The sequence below is a fragment of the Microcoleus sp. T3_B1 genome (assembly GCF_036700445.1).
Classification (GTDB): Bacteria; Cyanobacteriota; Cyanobacteriia; order Cyanobacteriales; family Microcoleaceae; genus Microcoleus.
Window position 1 is genome coordinate 1 of record NZ_JAUBOX010000018.1, and the last position, 19,964, is coordinate 19,964.

Annotated in this window: 15 protein-coding genes; 7 read left to right on the forward strand and 8 right to left on the reverse strand. The window is 47.5% G+C overall.

Annotated features, from left to right (window positions below; all coding sequences use genetic code 11):
* Together QT990_RS12185 and QT990_RS12190 are read left to right on the forward strand one after the other, a co-directional pair.
* Positions 1–826: DALR anticodon-binding domain-containing protein (locus QT990_RS12185; protein WP_333465285.1), on the forward strand; the 826-nt coding region annotated here is incomplete at its 5' end.
* A 703-nt stretch (positions 827–1,529) separates the two neighbouring features.
* Positions 1,530–3,059 (forward strand): MFS transporter, encoded by a 1,530-nt coding sequence (locus QT990_RS12190; RefSeq protein ID WP_333140270.1) that lies wholly within the window; start codon positions 1,530–1,532, stop codon positions 3,057–3,059.
* 190 nt (positions 3,060–3,249) lie between these two features.
* On the opposite strand, the gene QT990_RS12195 is transcribed toward QT990_RS12190, so the two are convergent.
* The 4 genes from QT990_RS12195 to QT990_RS12210 all read right to left on the reverse strand — a co-directional run bounded on the left by QT990_RS12195 (position 3,250) and on the right by QT990_RS12210 (position 7,249).
* Positions 3,250–3,498 (reverse strand): hypothetical protein, encoded by a 249-nt coding sequence (locus QT990_RS12195; protein ID WP_333140272.1) that lies wholly within the window; start codon positions 3,496–3,498, stop codon positions 3,250–3,252.
* A 119-nt stretch (positions 3,499–3,617) separates the two neighbouring features.
* Entirely contained in the window at positions 3,618–4,778 is a 1,161-nt protein-coding gene (locus QT990_RS12200) for an ATP-binding protein (protein ID WP_333140274.1), read from the reverse strand.
* Positions 4,775–5,146, reverse strand: coding sequence for a response regulator (locus tag QT990_RS12205; RefSeq protein ID WP_333140276.1), 372 nt, complete (start codon positions 5,144–5,146; stop codon positions 4,775–4,777). The genes QT990_RS12200 and QT990_RS12205 overlap by 4 nt, the downstream gene beginning before the upstream one ends.
* 639 nt (positions 5,147–5,785) lie before the next feature.
* Complete coding sequence (locus QT990_RS12210; RefSeq protein WP_333140279.1) at positions 5,786–7,249, reverse strand: ATPase domain-containing protein; 1,464 nt, start codon at positions 7,247–7,249, stop codon at positions 5,786–5,788.
* Between the two features lie 97 nt (positions 7,250–7,346).
* Here QT990_RS12210 and QT990_RS12215 point away from each other — a divergent pair, with 97 nt between their 5' ends.
* The 3 genes from QT990_RS12215 to QT990_RS12225 all read left to right on the forward strand — a co-directional run bounded on the left by QT990_RS12215 (position 7,347) and on the right by QT990_RS12225 (position 10,790).
* On the forward strand, positions 7,347–8,783 hold the full coding sequence (locus tag QT990_RS12215) for an FAD-binding oxidoreductase (protein WP_333465286.1): 1,437 nt from the start codon (positions 7,347–7,349) through the stop codon (positions 8,781–8,783).
* A 312-nt stretch (positions 8,784–9,095) separates the two neighbouring features.
* Positions 9,096–10,505, forward strand: a complete 1,410-nt coding sequence (locus tag QT990_RS12220) for a heterodisulfide reductase-related iron-sulfur binding cluster (protein ID WP_333410937.1) — start codon at positions 9,096–9,098, stop codon at positions 10,503–10,505.
* Positions 10,506–10,595: 90 nt separating this feature from the next.
* Entirely contained in the window at positions 10,596–10,790 is a 195-nt protein-coding gene (locus tag QT990_RS12225) for a hypothetical protein (protein WP_333140285.1), read from the forward strand.
* Positions 10,791–10,896: 106 nt separating this feature from the next.
* Here the strand turns inward: QT990_RS12225 and QT990_RS12230 are convergent, their stop codons facing one another.
* Positions 10,897–13,140 (reverse strand): beta-propeller domain-containing protein, encoded by a 2,244-nt coding sequence (locus QT990_RS12230; RefSeq protein WP_333465296.1) that lies wholly within the window; start codon positions 13,138–13,140, stop codon positions 10,897–10,899.
* 151 nt (positions 13,141–13,291) lie between these two features.
* Positions 13,292–13,426, reverse strand: a complete 135-nt coding sequence (locus tag QT990_RS12235; RefSeq protein WP_333305156.1) for a hypothetical protein — start codon at positions 13,424–13,426, stop codon at positions 13,292–13,294.
* 395 nt (positions 13,427–13,821) lie between these two features.
* On the opposite strand from QT990_RS12235, the gene QT990_RS12240 reads away from it, so the two are divergent.
* Both QT990_RS12240 and iscB read left to right on the forward strand, forming a co-directional pair.
* A complete protein-coding gene (locus QT990_RS12240; protein WP_333305235.1) occupies positions 13,822–14,346 on the forward strand; it encodes a phycobiliprotein lyase in 525 nt (174 codons plus the stop codon).
* 239 nt (positions 14,347–14,585) lie between these two features.
* Positions 14,586–15,860 carry an RNA-guided endonuclease IscB gene (gene iscB / locus QT990_RS12245; RefSeq protein ID WP_333107803.1) on the forward strand — a complete coding sequence of 425 codons (1,275 nt, stop codon included), beginning with the start codon at positions 14,586–14,588 and terminating at the stop codon, positions 15,858–15,860.
* Between the two features lie 233 nt (positions 15,861–16,093).
* On the opposite strand, the gene QT990_RS12250 is transcribed toward iscB, so the two are convergent.
* Together QT990_RS12250 and QT990_RS12255 are read right to left on the reverse strand one after the other, a co-directional pair.
* Entirely contained in the window at positions 16,094–17,038 is a 945-nt protein-coding gene (locus tag QT990_RS12250; RefSeq protein WP_333305158.1) for a hypothetical protein, read from the reverse strand.
* A 40-nt stretch (positions 17,039–17,078) separates the two neighbouring features.
* Positions 17,079–19,607, reverse strand: coding sequence for a DUF3769 domain-containing protein (locus tag QT990_RS12255; RefSeq protein WP_333305160.1), 2,529 nt, complete (start codon positions 19,605–19,607; stop codon positions 17,079–17,081).
* Positions 19,608–19,964 lie beyond the last annotated feature (357 nt).

Here is a 19,964-nt window from a genome sequence, read left to right on the forward strand (position 1 = left end):
TTCCACAAGAGATGAATTTTCTTGTGGAACAGGCATCTTGCCTGTTCCTAAACAAGTAATTGAGAATGGTGCAATATTTCCATTAAATCGGAGTAAAGATAGCGCGCGGGTGCTGTACGTGTCTGCGATCGCCCTGAAATTGGCTAAAAGTTGGCAGCAGACACCGCAGACAATCGCGGCACAGTTGGCTGAAACTCTCCAACCGCTGTGCTACCCAGATTTCGCCGTTAAAGTAGCGCCGGCGGGAATTATTGAGATGGAGTTGACTGATGCAGGTTTAGCCGTCTGGTTGCAGCGTTTAGCTCAAACGAACCTCCCCATTCCCGAATCTCGAATATTATCTTCTGTTGTATGTGCCGATCGACTGTTTCCCATTCAGTACAGCCACGCGCGCTGCTGTTCCCTGCTGCGAATGGCCCACCGCGATCGGATAATTGCGATCGCCCAGCCAGATGTCGCTACAGCGCCGCAAATTTGGTCGCTGGCGAGTCCAAATCCTATCCCTTGGATTGACGAGGGCGATCGACTGCGGTTAGTGCATCCTGCAGAACGCAGTTTAATATCGCAACTGTTAACAGTGCTAGACAATTTATATCCTACTTTTGAGGTAAAGAACCGCGAAAAACCTGTCAATTATTTCAAATTAGCCAAGAGTTTGAGCGACGCATTTCAGATTTTTTACAGCCAGTGCCGAATTTGGGGAGAAGTTAAAATAGAACAGCCAAAGCTCGCCCAAGCTCGATTAGGTTTAATATTAGCAACTCAATCTTTGCTGCGATTTATCCTAGAAGACTTATTGAACGCTCTTGCTCCTTTAGAACTGTGATTATCTTCTCATTTTTAGCAACCTTTATTCATACTAATATGTGGGTTTCTTAAAGTTACATTGACTTATTCCATCTGAAAAGCTCTCTATTTTATCGGGTTCACCCTGAAGAACCCAGTAACCTAATGTCGCATAGAAAATTTATAAAAAATTAGCTATTTATTGATTAATACGGTTCAGTTAAGCCCGCTCCCCGGGCGCCTAGGGCGGGCACGGGGAGTAGGGGTAGCACCGCCCCTACGAAGGGGAGTAGGGGGTGGGACAAGAACTTACTCAAAGTCAACCCCTACTCCCCAACAATCAGGGGGATCTCCGAGGAATAAACAATTTAACTGAACCTTAATAATTAATTAATTAATTAATTATTAATAATGCAATTAATCATAATTCTGTAATTGGGGCATTCTTATTTTCTCTAATTTATTTAAGTAATCTTTCTTTTTGCTTTTGAGAGCGATAACTTTTAGATCAATACGGTTCAGTTAAGCTCGATCCCCCTACTAGCCCTCGTTAAAAAGAGGGATATCAGAACTTACTCAAAGTCCTCCTTCTTAAGGGGGATTTAGGGGCATCTCCGAGGAATAAATAGTTGTAACCCAAGCCTATAGACTTTTAGCTTGCATCTATGGCTGTGCTCCTTAAAATACTTAATCTTATGTTATACAATTAAGCTGCGTAGCAGCTTATCTATTGGCTATCCAGTATGCTCGAAAAACAAGAAGATTACAGCTTAGTAGGAACGAATCCTCTAGAACTTCAGGAAATCCAAGAGGATATAGCCTTACCAGAGACGGTACTTCTGACAAATGGGCATCTAAAACTTTCCAAACCGGAAACTCGATCGAGCCTCAGAGCACTAACTTTGGACGGTGTTTTCGCTACGCTTTTTTACAGCATCATCGGCGGCGCGTTGCTCAGTAATTTCTTGCTCGATTTGGGGGCTGGTCCAGTCGAAATTGGTATGCTCTCCTCCATTCCTCAACTGGTAAATCTGCTCCAACCGTTCGGAGCTTATATAGCAGACCGAACACAGAGCCGCCACTGGTATTCCTTCTACATTTTCGGAATGTCGCGACTGCTGTGGCTGATTCTCGTGCCAGCCCTTTGGTTGGGAGGCTCATTTCATCTGGCCCGACATCAGGTTGTGCAGTTGACATTGGCAATCATCTGGGTAAGTCAAGTCTTAGAATCTTTAGGTCGGGCTTCCTTCTTGAGCTGGTTGGCGGCGTTAGTACCTCAGCGGTTGCGCGGGCGGTATTTTGGCTTTCGCAATAGTGCTGTCAGCTTGACGAATCTCATTGGTGTGCCGTTGCTGGCTCTAGTGGTATCGAACTGGCCCGGTGGAAAGCTCCAAGGTTACAGTGCCATCTTGGTTTTAGGAATTGTGCTTGGTCTCATCAGTCTAGGTTGTCAGTTCTTTATGACCGATGTGAACCCAAAGCTTGTACAGGTTACGCATTCAGATACAGGCGAAAAATCATCCACAGGGACAATTTTTAGCTTTCTCAAGGAAGCCAATTTTTTAAAGTTTTTGCTTTACTCTGGTCTATGGAGCTTTGCCGTTAACGTCAGCGCGCCCTTCTTTAACCTTTACTTGCTAGATGACCTAAAGATAGATGTCAGCGTGGTAACGCTCTATAGCAGCTTAGGTGCTGGTGCTAACTTGCTGATGCTGGTTTTTTGGGGGAAGCTGGCTGACCGGGTTGGGAATCGCCCGATTATGCTAGTAGTGGGAGTTTTGGTGGCTCTGACCCCTCTACTGTGGCTAGAAGGTGGAACGGCTCCAATTTTCCTATGGGTGTGGTTCCCGCTGTTGCACATCATCGGCGGTGGGACGTGGGCGGCGATCGACTTGTGCAGTGGTAATCTGATGATGTCGGTGGCACCACTGTTGAATCAGTCGATATACTTTGCGATCGCGGCCGCGGTTCCTGGTGTCACTGGGGCAATGGGAATCACCGTGGGTGGCTTTCTCGCCACTTTGACCAATCTCGGTGGCTTGCCAGGGGTGTTTGCCCTCTCAGCCGTCTTACGACTGGTGGCTCTCCTGACCTTGGTTTTTGTTCGCGAGCAGCGTTCTGTGTCTTTGGGTAAGTTTTGGCTGCTCTTGTTGCCAGCTTGGTGGAGAAGAGTGGCAATTGAACCGGGAGACATCAGGTTTCAACCATTAATAGTTGAACAGTTGGACTGTCCACATGAAAGCTCAGGCGATCGCTCTTCAACTCTTGATTGATTGTACGGCACAAGAGTCCGAAAATAATTCCTAAAAGAGTTTATTAACCATTTTTAAAGTGTTAAAATACTCATCAGATAATCTCAGATGTGACGGTTGTTGGGTCGCTTTTTTTCATAAATATAAAGTCTGGCTACTCGGATAAGTTTTGAATGGTATCTAATTATTTTTTGGGTGCGTTCAACATTTTTTACGATGCCGATCGAGCTTTGAGGAACGATCGCCAATTCTCCGGCTTGTCGATCGCTTCTGGAACGACGATGCTCAATTTCATCAGTTGACGATCGGCTGTTATCAGTTTTTTGAGAATACAGGGGTTCTCAGGAAAGTAAGGTACTCTTCCTGCGCGGGCCAATGCCCCATGCCCCATGCCCCATGCCCTGCGCGGGCCAATGCCCCATGCCCCATGCCCCATGCCCTGCGCGGGCCAATGCCCCATGCCCCATGCCCTGTTTGCCCAAGAACACCTCATGTTACTAAGAAAAGCTATACCAAGTAGAGCCTCAGCGGGGCGTCAAATCCATCGATGAATATCCCAATATAATGCCTGCATCTAGTTTAAGGCGTTGCAGGCGAGATTTGCTTTTTTCCAGGTTGTGCGATCGGCAGCGTTACTGTAAATGTACTGCCAATGCCTTCTTCACTGGTCAAAGTAATTTCGCCACCCTGCAAGTCCACACATTTTTTAACAATGCTCAGCCCCAGTCCAGTACCAGGAATGCGACCGACATTTTTAGCCCGGTAAAATGAATCAAACAGCCGTCCTTGGTCTGCTACAGGTATGCCAATTCCTGCATCCTGTACCGAAAAAATAGCCTCGGTTTCAGTAACTTTTAATTCAAAGATGACTTCGGTATTTGGGGGAGAATACTTAATAGCATTGGACAGCAAATTGCCCAGAATGCGCCGCAGCAAGCTTACCTCCAAACACGCCATAGCAGATTGATGGTGATTGACAAAAATCAGCGTCACCCGCTCATTTTCATGTTTCAACTTCAGGCTGCTCTGAAATTCCTCTACCAACTCATTACACAACTTTGCTAAGTCTATCGGTAGCAAGGAAAAACCTGTTTTTCCCGACTCAACACGCCCCAGCAGCAAAACATCATCTAATAACAAATCTATGCCTTTGGCCGCTGCTTGAGTTTTGTCTAGAAGTTCTTGTGTTTTCTCCTCTGTTAATGTTAACTTGTACTTGCTAAGAAGTTGTGTAGTGCCGATGATGAAATTCAAAGGATTGCGAACGTCATGGGCAATCATGTACAGCAAAGATGTTTTCATCTCATTGAGCTCTTGGGCTGTTTGCAGAGTGCGATCGAGTTGGTCGTGAGACAATTTAAGAGTTAAAGACAACTGGCGCGATCGCAGCAAAATCTCCACCCGCGCTTGCAATTCAATCTTCTCGATCGGAGCGATAATCAAATCGTCAATACTTTGCCAAATAAATTGCGTTGCCATCCCTACATCCGAGCGGGATGTAATCAAAAGAAAAGGCAAGCATACCGGGTGTTCTGCCTGTTTTTGGGCGGCAACCCATTGCCAGTGGCGTTTCAGGGAAATACCGTCAATTATCGCCAGGTCAAAAGATTGATTAAATGGTAAAAACTCCTCACTATTTTCTGTTGAGTTTGGCAGCAATACCTCATAATAAACTGCTAGCCATTCTAATAACAAGCGGCGATTTTCTTTCTGTTCGACAAGCAATAAAATTTGACTCACGCACGTTCTCCTAGCAAGCTGTGAACAATGGATAGCAAATCTCTAACTATCAAAGGTTTTACCAACATATTCCGAGCACCGTGGCAGAGGCTTTCGTGCTGAATAGCAGCGCTTTGTTTGGGCGAGAGTATCAGAAAAGGGATTTGGTTATTTCGCAGTTGTTCGCAGCACTCCCAAATCCGGCGATCGAAACCAGAAATATCTACTAAAGCCATCCCGATCCTAGCAGGCTGACTGATAGCTTGTGCAACATCTTCAAAGTTATAAGCCGCGATCATCTGGTATCCTTCTTTATTGAGAAATTGTGCTAATAGTTCCAAGTTTCGCTGATTGCGGTCTACGGCTAAAATTATTGAGTTGCCAGTCATTTATCAGCTTCCTGTGAATACGGGTTATACCATTTTAGATTTTAGATTTTAGATTTTAGATTTTACAATGGCGAGTGATACCAATTTAATGTGAAGTTACACATATCTCGATCCCCCTCGCATCCCCCTGGTTGTTGGGGAGTAGGGGTTGACTTTGAGAAGAATCTTGTCCCCCCTTAGTAGGGGCGGTGCGACCCCTACTCCCCGTGCCCGCCCTCTTGGCTAGGGGGGATCGGATTCTATGCAACCTCATAAAAAATTGGGAGTGAGTGATTATATATGGGTTGGGAGGTGGTCTAAAGTTGGATTCTTTTTTTATCTGGTATTAGCTTACTTTTCGGGGAACTATTACATAGGTTTTCAGTTGAGTGAAGTACAGATGATCTGACACAGGACACGGCCGCGTGCCCTGTGCCCCTACTGTATTTCATAGAATTGAAAACTACATTACGATAAAAGTCGAAAAATACACAAATTTACCAATATATTTAAGTTTTCCAGGACTTAGGCTAGTGGTAAGGTGCGCGGTGCGCGCACTACTGCTAGTGGTGAGGTGCGCGACGCGCCCCCTACTCATTAGTAGATTCACGACTGCAAAATTAGCTGCACTTGCCCAGCAACAGCACGACAAGCGCCGATTCAATCTTCATCCGCTTCCCCATCAATCCACACCGGCGCCGAACTCAAAATACCGCGCAGCCCCCGTATCGGTTTGCTGACTTTGATGCCGTAGCGAGTAATCTCGAGTTCTCGCAGAGTTCTCTCGAAATTGCTGACTCGTTTTTTAATTACTCCGATCGCCTTGCGGATTTCTGTCCTATTATGCAGTTGGCGTTCCAGATAGCGTATAAACAGAAGATTATCCGCCAAATAGCTAATTCCGATCTCGGTCAGCCGAAAATCTCCGCTAATGGCTTCTACCTCATTAATCAAGATAACGGTGACTCCCATATTCTTCAGATACTTGCACAAAGCGTGCAAATTGTTCACCAAATCTTGTCCCTGCATCGAAAGCTGATAGCCAGAAATACTGTCAATCATCACAATCCGCGTCTTTTCCTGCTCAACCTCCTGCCGTACCATACAGGCAAACTGATCCGGCGAGTACAGCAAAGGTTCCACAGGTATCACCGAAAGACTTCCTTGCCCCATCATCGCCCCAACCGGGATGTTAATTGATTCGCAGCGCTGCAGCAGAGTAGAACTTGACTCCTCAAAAATGTAAACTACAGATCGCTCCCCCCTTCCTGCAGCTTCCTTCATAAACTGAATCCCCACCGTCGTTTTACCAACGCCGCTAGGCCCGCTAATCACCGTCACAGTCCCCCGTTCCAGTCCCCCGTGCAGCAGTTCGTCAATTTCTGGAACCCCAGAAGAAATTGCTTCAGCAACAAAATCCTGTTGAAAGTTGTCCGGCAGCAGTCGCGGGAATACCTCCATACCAGCCTGAGTCAGGCGCAGCGAATGGCGGCCGCTGCGGAAATTGGAGCCTCGCAGCTTGGTGACAGTCAGGGCGCGTCCTTCAGGGCGCAGTTCTAAATAAATTACCCCGTCGCTGATGAATTGCAAATCGTCATCGGGAGCACTTGAAGTGCCTTCGGAGGTAAACACCACCGTCGCCCCCCCTTCCACCAAAAACCGAAGAAAAGACAAAACTTGCTTGCGAAACTGAAACTCATCCGCAGCTAAGTAGCGAAATTGAGTGATTGCGTCCAAAAACACCCGTTGTGGCTTGACAGCTTCGACTCGCTCGATAATCTTTTGTGTAGTCGGTTCTCGCTCCACCTCGGAGGGGGAGAAAATGTCATAAGTTTGAACTTGGGTAAAAAATTCTGAGGATGGGCTCAAATCGAGGAAGGCCATCGCTTCCATATCAAAACCGAGACTTGTGGCATTGGCCCGCAATTGTGCTTCCGGTTCTCCTAAAGTAATAAACAGGGGCGTTTCTCCCAGAGCCACACCTGCTGCCAAAAAGTGAAAGCCCAGTGTAGTCTTGCCAGTACCGGGGCCGCCGCGCACCAGATAAGAGCGTTGAGAAATTAGGCCACCGCCAATCACTTCGTTGAGACCGGTAATTCCCAGAGAAATTCGGTTTTGAGACATTTGTTTCTTCATGTTTTGAATATCGGGCCCGTATTAATATTTAATGGTTTTAGGCAGTGTTTTGATAATTTTTTTTACCGGGCGTCTGATAACCTTCATGAAATCTTTTTCTACCGAAAATTACGTAAGCATACAAGAATTAGAAAGTATTGTCGGGACTGCTGGCATCTGTCGCTGGCAAGATACAGAGCCATTTTGGCAAGAACGGGTAGAAAAAGCAGTTGCCCCCGACACGAAAATAGATTGTACTGTTTACCCCAATACTCAGGAAGAACTGGCGGCTGTCATTGCTTGGGCACAGCAACATGGCTGTGCAGTCTTGCCTTGTGGCAGCGGCAGCAAACTTGATTGGGGCGGTTTAGTTAAATTAGACTCCGATCCCCCCCGGCCCAGGGCGGGCACGGGGGCACCGCCCCTACAAAGGGGGGAGCAAGATGTTGTCAAAGTGGGTCTTTTTAAGGGGGATTTAAGGGTATCTCCTGATGCAGCGGGGCTTGTGGCTGTCAGCACTTCGCGCCTCAATCGGCTTGTACAACACGCTGTGGGCGATTTAACCGTGACTGCAGAAGCGGGGATGAAGTTTGCGGATTTGCAACAAATTTTAGCTGCGGCAGGTCAATTTTTGCCGATCGATCCAGCATATCCGCAAGAGGCAACTTTGGGCGGCATTGTCGCTACTGCTGATGCGGGTTCCTTGCGGCATCGCTATCGGGGGGTGAGAGATTTGCTATTGGGAATTACCTTTGTGCGATCGGACGGTAAAATTGCCGTAGCCGGGGGTCGAGTTGTTAAAAATGTCGCCGGTTACGACTTGATGAAACTGTTTACTGGTGCTTACGGCACATTGGGGGTCATCAGTCAAGTAACTTTCCGAGTTTATCCGCTGCCTGAATCGTCGGGAACCGTAGTGCTGACAGGGGAAATTAATGCTTTGTCCCAAACGGCTCAAATCTTATTATCCTCTGCTTTGACACCAAGTGCCGTTGATTTGCTGTCACCTGAATTAGTGGCAAAATTAGGCTTAGGAAAGGGCACGGGATTAATCGTCAGATTTCAAAGTATCGCCCCAAGTGTTAAACAACAATCAGCCCGCTTGCTGGAAGTTGGCGAAAAGTTGGGTTTGCAAGGCACTAGCTGCAGCGAAAATGATGAGCATCAGTTATGGCAAAGATTGCCAGAAACAATGTGGGATTCTGGCACAAAGTCGGCAATTATTTGCAAAATAGGAATCAGACCGTCGGAAGCTGTAACGGCAATTAACGAATTGCCGGTACAGGACGCTTTGATTCATGCAGGCAGCGGTTTGGGGGTTTTGCGGTTTGAGACTGCGACTGCAGACACGCTGTTGCAGGTACGCAGAGGGTGCGAAGCAAAAGGCGGTTTTCTGACTGTTTTAGCAGCGCCGACCGACCTCAAGCAACAGTTAGATGTTTGGGGCTATACTGGAAGTGCGATCGATTTAATGCGCCGGATTAAACAGCAGTTTGACCCGGAAAATCTTTTGAGTCCCGATCGTTTTATAAGCGGTATTTAGTTTAAAGTTTGTAGTCAGGAGTTCGGTCTTTCTTGAATCTAGGTCTAATTCATTTGTGAACCAGATTTGTTTTTTAATGAACCGCGAAGGCGCGAAGACCGCGAAGGAAGAGAAAAGAAGAGAAGTTTTGGTTGGGACGTTTAGGACATTCTTAATTGCACTTTATCCATGCGGTCGATTGCTTCTGACTTCTCTCCTAGATAACTAAACTTTTTTTCTTATTCCTTCTTTCTTCTTCCGACTTCCATCGGACTGACATCCGTTACATCCGTTACATCCGTTACATAATCCGTTGCCGAACTTCTTCTATATATGCAAACTTCCGAAAAATCTCAATTTCCCAGCGACGATTTAAGACCTGCCAAAGAAAGCAATTTTCTAGCACAAAATCCCCACTTAGAAACCCTCGACATCCCAGGTTTCGACGCCAACAATCCGCCAGACCCGAAATTAATCGATACTTGCGTACACTGCGGCTTTTGTTTGTCAACTTGTCCGAGTTATCGCGTACTCGGCAAAGAAATGGATTCCCCCAGAGGCCGCATTTATTTAATGGATGCAATTAACGAAGGCGACGCACCTTTAAACGAAGCAACCTCACAGCATTTCGATACTTGTTTGGGCTGTTTGGCCTGCGTTACAACTTGCCCGTCTGGAGTTCAATACGACAAGTTAATTTCCGCAACTCGCCACCAAGTTACTAGAAATCAGGAACGCACTTTTTCCGACAATGTAATTCGCACTCTGATTTTTAATCTCTTCCCTTATCCTCACAGATTGCGACCTTTGCTTGTACCCCTGTTTATTTATCAAAAATTAGGACTGCCAAAACTTGTCCGCAAAACAGGTTTGCTGAAAAAAGTATTTCCCCGCTTGGCGGCGATGGAATCAATTTTGCCGAAAGTTACTGTTGATTCTTTCCGGGATAATTTACCAGAGGTAATTCCCGCACAAGGGGAGAAACGCTATCGAGTCGGCGTGATTTTAGGCTGCGTGCAGCGGCTGTTATTTTCGCCAGTTAATGAAGCTACGGTGCGAGTTTTGACGGCTAACGGTTGCGAGGTTGTGGTTCCTAAAAGTCAGGGATGCTGTGCTGCTTTGCCGGAACACCAAGGGCAAGCCCAACAGGCGAAAGCTTTGGCGAGACAAATGATTGATAGCTTTGAAAATACTGGCGTTGATTTTGTGATTATCAACGCTGCTGGGTGCGGCCACACTTTGAAAGAATACGGTCACATTTTAGCAGATGACCCTGAGTATCGGGAGAAAGCTGAGAATTTTGCTGCTAATGTTAAGGACGTGCAAGAGTTTTTGGCAAGTGCGGGAATTACGGCGAAACTTAATCCTTTGATTGACGGAGATTTGACAATTGTTTATCAAGATGCTTGTCATTTGTTGCACGGGCAAAAGATTAGTTTGCAGCCGCGTCAGTTGCTACAACAAATTCCGGGGGTGAAGTTAAAAGAACCTGTGGATGCGGCTTTGTGCTGCGGGAGTGCGGGGGTTTACAATATGCTTCAGCCGGAGATTGCTGATGAATTGGGAGTGCAAAAGGTGGAGAATTTGCTGAATACTGGGGCGGAGTTGATTGCTTCTTCTAATCCGGGTTGTTCTTTGCAAATTAAGAAGCATTTGGAGTTGCAGGGAAAAACAGTTACTTTAATGCACCCTATTGAGCTTTTGGATTATTCGATTCGCGGGGTGAATTTGCAGAGAAAGTAGTTTTCTAGGGCGGGCGGTGTCTGCCCTATTTTCGATGCGCTCTTTGGTGAATGAGATTTTTTTTAATGAATTGCAGGAATTCGCTTTGATTTGTCGGGTGAAGAGTTGCAAATTTATCGCCCTGACGGGGAACCTTTTACAAGTTATGAGGAGGTTTCTCGCAGCTTGGAACAAGCCGAACAGCGGGCAGAACAAGCCGAACAGCGGGCAGAACAAGCCGAACAGCGGGCTGCTGTACTGGCAGAAAGACTGCGAGCGATGGGAATTGACCCCGAACAATTGTAAACTAGATTGGGGAAAAGACCGATCGCACTTTTAAATTTTAGCAAAAGTGCGATCGGCATAATGACTAATGACTAATGACTAATGACTAATGACTAATGACTAATGACTATTTCCCCTCTTCTAACCTCAAAAAGTGGACCTGTCCCGAAGCTTCCGCCACTACGATTGTCACCCCATCCGGCGCAATAGCGCAAGCTTTCAAAGCACTATCTCCCGTGAAACTAGCAACTACTTTTCGACTCAACAAATCCCAAACTTTCAGAGTATTGTCATCCGAAACAGAAATCGCTTTATTACCCCTAGTCGCCACGGATGTTATCGTATCGGCATGACCAGCTAGAGTAAAAATTTCCTTTCTACTTGGCAAATTCCACACTTTCAAAGTTGTTTCTCGCCCCCCAGAAATTGCACATTTTCCATCTTCTGTAACTGCCACAGCATTCACCCAACTCTCATGACCTTTGAGAGTGAAAAGTTGATTTTTTACTCCTACATTCCACAAATGAGCAAAAATATTCTTTTCTTTCCCCAAACTCCAAACTTTGAGAGTGTTGTCGCTGGAAGCAGAAATTACCCGATTGTCGTCAGGAGTAACTGCAACAGATTTTATCCCGTCTTCATGACCTGTAAAAGTAAAAAGTTCCTCTCCTGTTTCCAAACTCCAAACTTTTATAGTTGTGTCTGTCGAACCCGAAATCGCCATCGTTCCGTCCGCCGTCACTGCCACAGAATTCACCCAGTCTGTATGACCCGTGAAAGTAAAGATTTCCTTTCCGGTTTCTAGATTCCAAACTTTCACAGTTTTGTCGCCAGAACCCGAAACTACTCGCTTGCTATCCGCTGTTATTGCGATCGCTTTTACCCAATCTTGATGTCCCCGAATTGTAAAAATTTCCTGTCCGTTTTTGAGATTCCATACTTTAAGGCTGTTGTCTCCCGAACCGGAAATCGCTTTAGTACCGTCCGCCGTTACTGCTACAGCATTTACCCAGTCATCGTGACGTGCAAATGATAAATTTTCTTTGCCTATTTCTAAGTGCCAAACTTTGAGAGTTTTGTCAGAGGAACCAGAAACTATCCGCTTGCCGTCGGGGGTAACAGCCACAGCATTAACTGGGGCAATGTGATTGGTAAAAGTGGAAAGTTCTTCTTTTGTTTCGAGATTCCAAACTTTTAGCGTTTTGTCGCCGGAAGCCGAAATTACCCGTTTGCCGTCAGGACTGATTGCTACAGCTTGAACAAAACTGCCGTGTTTTCCTAAAGTGAAAAGTTGCTTTTGTTCGGGCAAACTCCAGACTTGAACAGTTCCGTCGTAACTCCCAGAAATTATTTGTTCGCCGTCGGGAGTAACTGCTACACTTTTTACCCAGTCTTCATGACCCGTAAGAGTAAAAAGTTCTTTTCCGGTTTCTAGGTTCCAGACTTTAATGCTGTTGTCTCCTGACCCAGAAATTAACCGTTTGCTATCAGGAGTTACTGCTACCGACTGGACAAAACTGCTGTGACCTTTGAAGTTGAAAATTACTTCCCTGCTTGTCAAATCCCAAACTTTAATACTGCCATCCCAAGAACCTGAAATTACTCGCTTGCCGTCGAGAGTTACTGCTACTGCTTCTACGGCAAAAGTATCGCCGGCAAAAGTAAATATTTCTTGTCCAGTTTCTAAATCCCAAATTTTAATAGTATTGTCCCAAGAACCGGAAATTACTTTAGTGCCATCGGGCGTGACAGCTACAGCATTGACGTAGGTAAGATGACCTTTGAGGGTGGAAAGTTCTTCTCCTGTTTCTAAGTGCCAAATTTTGAGAGTGTGGTCGGAGGACGCAGAAATTGCCCGCTTGCCGTCGGGGGTGATTGCTACACCTTGTACCCAGTCTGTATGTCCGGTGAGGGTACGCAACAATCTCCCGCCGGGAGGGGTAAAGCTGGGCGTTAGCGGTCGCAGCCAGGGGGTTGTTTGGTGTTTGGCCTGTGCTAGCAGGGCTTGAATGTCTGGACTTTCAAAGCACATCAAGCGGGCTATTAGTTGGGTGGCTAGTTGGGTTTTATCTGTGGCTAGAATGTGGGCAGACAGCCGAATTGCTTCTTGGATTAATTTGAGTTGGTGGGCTTTTTGGTCTGAGGTAATAATATCGGGACTTGTTGCTAAATCGTAATCTTCTATTAGCGCCTGTACTCCCGATGCTGACAGCTTGGATTCAATAAAATTGTAATCTGTTAGTAAGCTGTATAATTTTTCGCAGTCTGAAGTCGCTGCTAGCTGACTTGGCAGGATTCCCAGGTAGTGCGTCTGTTCTGCGGGCTGCATTTTATCCAGCCCTTGTGTAAACTCGGTCATAAATTTACGGATGTGTTTTTTAAATGTATGCGATCGCTAGCTGTACCCTACCGAAAAGCCGATCGAGAATCTTTTCTCTTGACTTAGCATGACATATTTGAATGCTATGTGCTACGGGCTTGCTATCCTCGGTTTGGTGATGGTTCGATGAATTGCTTGTTTTTTAGTCGGAGTCTGCTTGGAGAATTTTCAAGCAGTGCCATGATAATAAATCGCCGCCAATATAATTAAACTCAGCAACGCCCAATTTACCGCTCGATCGACAAAGGCTCACATATATCGTTGCTTTTCTTAACATAGCTGGTATTTGGGCCAGGATGGTCGATCGATAAACACTCTCAAAGCTAAAAATTTTCAGGTATTTAAAGTGCGAAAAAAACTTTTTCTAACGAAATATAATGGCGGATGCTCTAATTTTCTGTCAAGTCGGCCGCATCAGCGAGGCAGATGTCCCCCTGGTTGGGTTTCGTACCTCAACGGCATCTGCAATCTGTTTCACCTAAAGCTCTCAGAAAGCTTTGCAGGTGCGCCCCCTTCCTCTAAAATATAGAAAAGGACTTGCACTCTTAAACCGGGTTTCTAAACAAAATCATGGGTTTGGTCGCTAGTACGCAGGAAGAAACCGGGTTTCTGACTCATAGCGCGCAAGTCACGATCGCAAATAAAGCAGTATTGACTTTAGAGACAAATTTCATGGATGTTATCGAGTTTTTCGAGTTAAGTGCAGGTAAATGGTTTTCTCAGCGTACCGTACACAATCTCAATTCTGGGGAATTGCAGGCAGGTAAATCCGACCTCAAAATAGAAATACTGACAGCTAGCGATGCAGCAGTCGTCAAACTTTGCCAACAACACTCGATTAACCCGGCTTCAACTAAGCTAACTAGCGTTCGGATTAGTTGGGACGGTATTCCCGATCGCGACCAAGCTAAACAAATCGGTTCTACAATACTAGCGATCGTACCAAATCCCGACAATCCAAGCGTTGGCAAAGTGTTGCAAGACAAGGGTAACAGCCGCTACGTGATGGGCGACGACGTGCTGACATTGATTACAGAATCAGACACCCTCCATGCCGAAGAAAGGCTGTGGTATCTCATGCCCAATTTGCGGCTGCGGACTAGCGTTGTTAAGCAAGCTAACGGTACGGAACAAGCATCTTTTTGTTCGGAAATTCGGATGGGAGTAAGTGCCCCAAGTCATGAACCCCATGCCTAAAGGCAGGGGCTTGTAGACTGCCCGACTAACGCAAGCGGGATGCGAGCCACAACATGACCAGCCCAAGACTTTCGAGGTCTACGTTTTCGAGGTCATGATACCTACAAATGCGTCGCTAGTTTGTAGCACTATCGTTGGTTGTTAAACATCTGTAATGGGTTAAGGAAGTGCAGCCAGCAGAACAAGCCTTGAAAACATTGGCGAAGCGAACATTACGAGAAATCAGAGGAGACGCAAAAATGTCTAACTTTGCCTTTGTAATTGATAACAATCTCAAACCTTTATCACCCTGCAAACCAGGAATGGCAAGGTCATTACTGAAAGCAGGCAAGGCAGCGGTATTTCGCCGCTATCCCTTTACAATTGTTTTGAAAAAAGCAGTTGAGACGAATCCTGAACTCTTAGAACTGAAATTAGATCCGGGATCTAAAATTACGGGAATCGCAGTCAAACAGGGCAACAAGATTATCTTCGGAGCCGAACTGCAACACAGGGGGCAGCAAATTAAAGATGCACTTCTCTCTCGCCACCAACTCAGGCGAGGAAGGCGAAATCGCAAAACTCGATATCGTCAAGCGCGGTTTCTCAATCGCACTCGTCCGGATGGTTGGCTAGCTCCATCGGGGCAGCATCGAGTTGAAACAACACTTACATGGGTACGCAAGTTAATTCGATTTGCGCCCATTGCTAGCATTGCTCAAGAGTTAGTGCGGTTCGATACCCAACTAATGCAAAACCCTGAAATCTCAGGCGTATTGTATCAGCAGGGAGAATTGCAGGGTTACGAAGTCCGGCAGTATCTCTTGGACAAATGGAATCGGCAGTGCGCTTATTGCTCGGCTGAAAATGTACCTTTTGAGGTTGAGCACATTCAACCCAAATCAAAAGGTGGCTCGGACAGGGTTTCTAATTTAACGATTGCCTGCCACGATTGCAATCAAAAGAAAGGCAATCAAGATGTTCGGGTATTCCTGGCAGCTAAGCCCGACCTGCTAAATCGTATTCTCAAACAGGCAAAACAGCCTCTTAAAGATGCAGCAGCGGTCAACTCAACCAGGTGGGCATTGTTTAATGCACTTAAAAAGACGGGATTGCCCGTCACTACTGGCACGGGCGGGCAAACTAAGTTCAATCGCCATCGGTTAGGATTAGCTAAATCGCACTGGCTTGATGCTGCGTGTGTGGGCAGCGTTGACACGCTTGAAGTCTTAACATCAAAGCCACTGTTGATCGCAGCAAAAGGTCACGGAACACGACAGATGTGCGGCACAAATCAGTACGGGTTTCCCATGCGGCACAAGTCCAGAGTGCAAATCCATAAAGGGTTTCAGACTGGCGATCTTGTCAGTGCAAACGTTACCGCAGGCAAGAAAATCGGCTCTTACACCGGGCGTGTTTTGTGCCGTGCTTCAGGTAGTTTTGATATCGTAACGAAGGCTGGGAGGGTAGCAGGTGTTAGCCATAAATATTGCAAAGCAATTCACAAAAAAGATGGCTATAGCTATGGATTTTGAAGGAAGAAAGCTTCAGGCGACGGTCGTCGCTGCCACTTTCCTCCCCATGTCTAAAGCCAGGGGCTTCTGGCTCGTTTTCTGGTGAAAAGTGAAAAATAACTATCTATAGCGGTTCTCAAGCGTTGTGAGGTATGGGGGCGAGTCTTATGCCCACGGACGCCACGGAGGCCACGGAGGCCACGGAGGCCGCGAGAGCACCTCATGTTACTGAGAAAGGCTATAGTTCCCAAAGTTTACAGTCTATTTCTGCTTTCTCCCTTCTTTCTTCTGCCTTCTCTGGCAATGGCTTTTAACTTGGTATGAAAATCAGTGTGTTTGACAACTGGGAAGGATTTTGCCACAGGTTTGTCAGCTAATTTTTGCTCGGCTTCGGCTCGATCGGCGAGGGCGGTAATAGCCACATCTTCATATACTACAAATTCTGTATTTTCTTTTGTGCGATCGTCGGCTGCGGGCAATTTTCCTATTCCCGGGGCGTCTGTGTTGGGGACTTCTGCATGAAGCGCCACATCAAGTTGCGCCTCTGACGGCAATCGCAAATCTAACTCGGCGACACCAACTTGCGATTCCTGGTTGGAGAAAAGTATATCCTCCTGCGACATTTGAACACCAATTTCCCCGGTTAAATTTTGAGGAAAATTGTTGCATACCAAGCGTTCAAACTCGCGATTGAAATGATAGAGAGGTTCACCTATCCGGTGCCACATACTCAATAGCTGTCCCACAGAAACAGCCTTGTAGCGGCCTTGATAAAGCGCTTCAACCACTGCTAAACGCAGCCAATAGCCGGGATACTTGGTTAGCCATTCACCCGCCAATTTCTCGGCTTTTTTGCCACCTAGGTCAAAACCGTAGTGAACCAGCAGAGCCGCTGCTTGTGCAGATATTGCGGTCACTTCTGTCATGTGTTGACTGTTTTCTGTTGACTGTTGACTGTTGACTGTTGACTGTTGAGTGTTTTCTGTTGACTGTTGACTGTTTTCTGTTGTCTGTTGACTGTTGACTGTTGACTGTTGACTGTTGAGTGTTTTCTGTTGACTGTTGAGTGTTTTCTGTTGTCTGTTGACTGTTGACTGTTGTCTGTTTTCTGTTGTCTGTTTTCTGTTGTCTGTGGACTGTTTTCTGTTGGCGGTTGACTGTTTTCTGTTGGTTCCAAATTCCCAATGACCAATGCCCAATGCCCCATGCCCAATGCCCCATGCCCAATTCCCAATTGAATTAATCGGATAAACGAACGCCTCCTTCTACAGTTCGCGCGTCCCCGGAAAAAGGTTGGGGAGTCCCATTCCAGTTGAAGTCGCTAATTCTAAAAGTCAGGCTGCCGACTTGACGCTCAGGGTTAAAACGCAAAATGATTGCGTAGCTGCGGCGGCTGTATTCTAAGGTGTAATTCGTACTGATTGTTTCCGCACTTTCTAAATTAATAGCACTTTGAAATCCCACTCGAAAGCCTCCGTAAACTTGCTGGACAAGCCCAAAAGACAGGACTCTCAAATCTACTAAGCGATCGAATAAAAACGGCGAGATACCGTCGCGCCCCACCTGGGTATAAGTCACGTTAAACCCAGTGTAATCGAGGAAAGGGCGGGAGAAATGACCGAACTGTCCTTGAATGCCGACGCTGCCAGCGAGGGAATTTTGTCTGTCGCCACTGCTGTAGTAAGTACCAACTCCCCGGAGTCCCAGGGCCAGTTGCAAGAAAGGAACCACTGGCGTCCGCGTATACCTCAAGCCCTGGGTGGGAGTGCGGGGCAGCGGTTGACCCTCCCACAGGTTAAAGCCGCGGCTCAAGGCGAAGCTAACTTGGGAACGGCCCAGATCGATGCGGTTGTTTTCCCGCACTGGTTCGAGCAAGTCTGGTCGATCGGTGTCAGCATTGATAAATTGATACCCAGCTTGGTAGCTGAGATTGAGGCCGGTGCGTCCGAGTGGGATGACTGGGGAGGTGAGGACTGCTCCGAGGCTGCTCTGCACGGTTTGATAGCCCAGAGAACCGTTAAACAGTCGATCGCGATAACTGTATTCTGCAGCCAGAGAGTGAGTGCCGATCAACTGTCGCAGGCGCAAATTGCCCCGAAAGCTGTTTTCCGGCAAATTCGGGAAATCTTCCAAACTCAGAAATATTGCCGATCCGTCCAGGCTGGTGCGCCGGCCGAGACTAGCGCGTAACCTCGCTTTGAGCCCGTAGCTATCGGGAGAAAACGGATTACCGCCGTGCTTTTCCACCACCCGCTGCAGGTAAATTTGGGGCGTCAGAGTCAGCCGCACCGGCCCGTTTTGCAACACCTCAAAACCGCACTCGGCATACAAACCGCCGCGTTCGCCTCCGTCGTAACCAAAGGTCAAACACGGGCCGTTTTGCTGCCTGCTGTCAAAGACTTGCCTGCGGGGATACACGGGTATTTTCACCCGGTTGTCGAACACCAAGCGGGGTTTAGTTGTGACTAATTCCTCTGCCGTGGGCGAAATCCTTCTAATCGTCGCCCTCCGGGCCCTGTATTCAAATTCCGGCGGGGAAAACGGGTCGTTAGTAAGCCGAATGTTGGTTGCTACCCTCGCGCCGTCTGGCAGCAGTTCGATGCGTTCTGCTTCAAAGCGGATGCGGTTGACGGCACCAGTAACTTGGGGGGCTGCTAGCTGTCCGCCGCCGCCGATAGTCACTGTAGCAGCGCCGGGGGATTTGACTCCGCGTAGGGGCTGCTGGCTGGTAATTCGATCGCTCAGCGGCTGTTCGAGAATCGTCCCAGCACTAATATCTGTCGGCAGTGTGGGCGTCAATTCGCTACCTGCTGCGGGCAGGAATATTTCGCCGCGTGCTTGTTCGACTGCACCGCTGTTGAGGCCGAGATTGAACTCCATCTGCTGGCCGCGCACTACTTGTTGGCCGCGGGTATAGGCGACATTGCCGGATGCTACCACTTGGCGGGTGACTAAGTTGACGATCGCTCGATCGGCATCAATCACAGTTTGCCGGAACCGCACAACGACATTACCAACCGCCGTGACAATTTGCTGCTTATCGTCGAATTCTTGGCTGTCGGCCTTAACTTCGATAGTATCGGCCGGAGTCACCGGAAAAGGCACCGTCCGCCCAGAAGGGGCGGTGCGGACTCCCGGCGCGGCTGGTTTAGGTTTCGGTGTCGGCGCAGGGGGGGTTCTGGGTGCGGGGGCGGTTGCTGGTGCGGGAATCTCGAACTCCTGTTGCCCGCTGGGTGCTGGTTCTAGCGCGGGTTCTGGAACGGGAATCTCCGCAGGTTGGGGAGAGTTATCTTCTAACTGCCGGCCTTGGGCCTGATACCAACTTTCCTGCTTTCCGGCAATATTTCTCTCCTGTTTTCTCTGCGCCTCTGCGGTTCGTTCCCGATTCCGAATGGCAATGGCATTTTCTACCGAACCCAATTGGTAAGCTGTAAACGAGGAATCTTTCGGAGTTTCCGCAGTTTCGGGTTCTTCCACAGGGGTCTGCCCCTGAAATCCCACCACTGCCTCGCCGCTTTCGACTTCCGCTAGGGGGTCGGCGATTTCTGGAGGCTGGTCGGTGGCTGGGGTGGTGCCGAGGAGTGTGGCTGCGGGTTCTGCTGGGGCCGGTGTGGGTTCTGGCTGAACGATATCTGGGCTTGGTTCCGGTATTTCTGCGGGGTGGCTGCGGGTGTCTCCATCGCCGGCCGCCACAGTGAGGGCAACTTTTTTTGGCTTTGCGATGTAGATGATGGCAGAGGGTTCTGGCGGCGGTACCGGATAGGGCATAGTTACAACAGGTAAGTCATCCGATTTTAGATTTTAGATTTTAGATTTTAGATTTTATAGGGTGCAAATTATTGAAAATTTTGCATCTAATAAGGCCATTGTTTAAAAATTAATCTGACATCTAAAATTGGCTGTGGCTTTGGCGCGCCAAAATCTGGCTGCTTTCAGAAGTTGCTTTCGCCACAAGATAACCTCGCTGAGTCAGTGCGAGGTCAATCGATTTTAGATTTTAGATTTTAGATTTTAGATTGGAAGCATTGACCCCACGGAGCAATTCGGGGGGCAAGTTTCATCGGATACAGGTTTTTTATTTCTCCACGGATGAATCCGGGGGCTTGTATCCTGGATGCTTTCGGT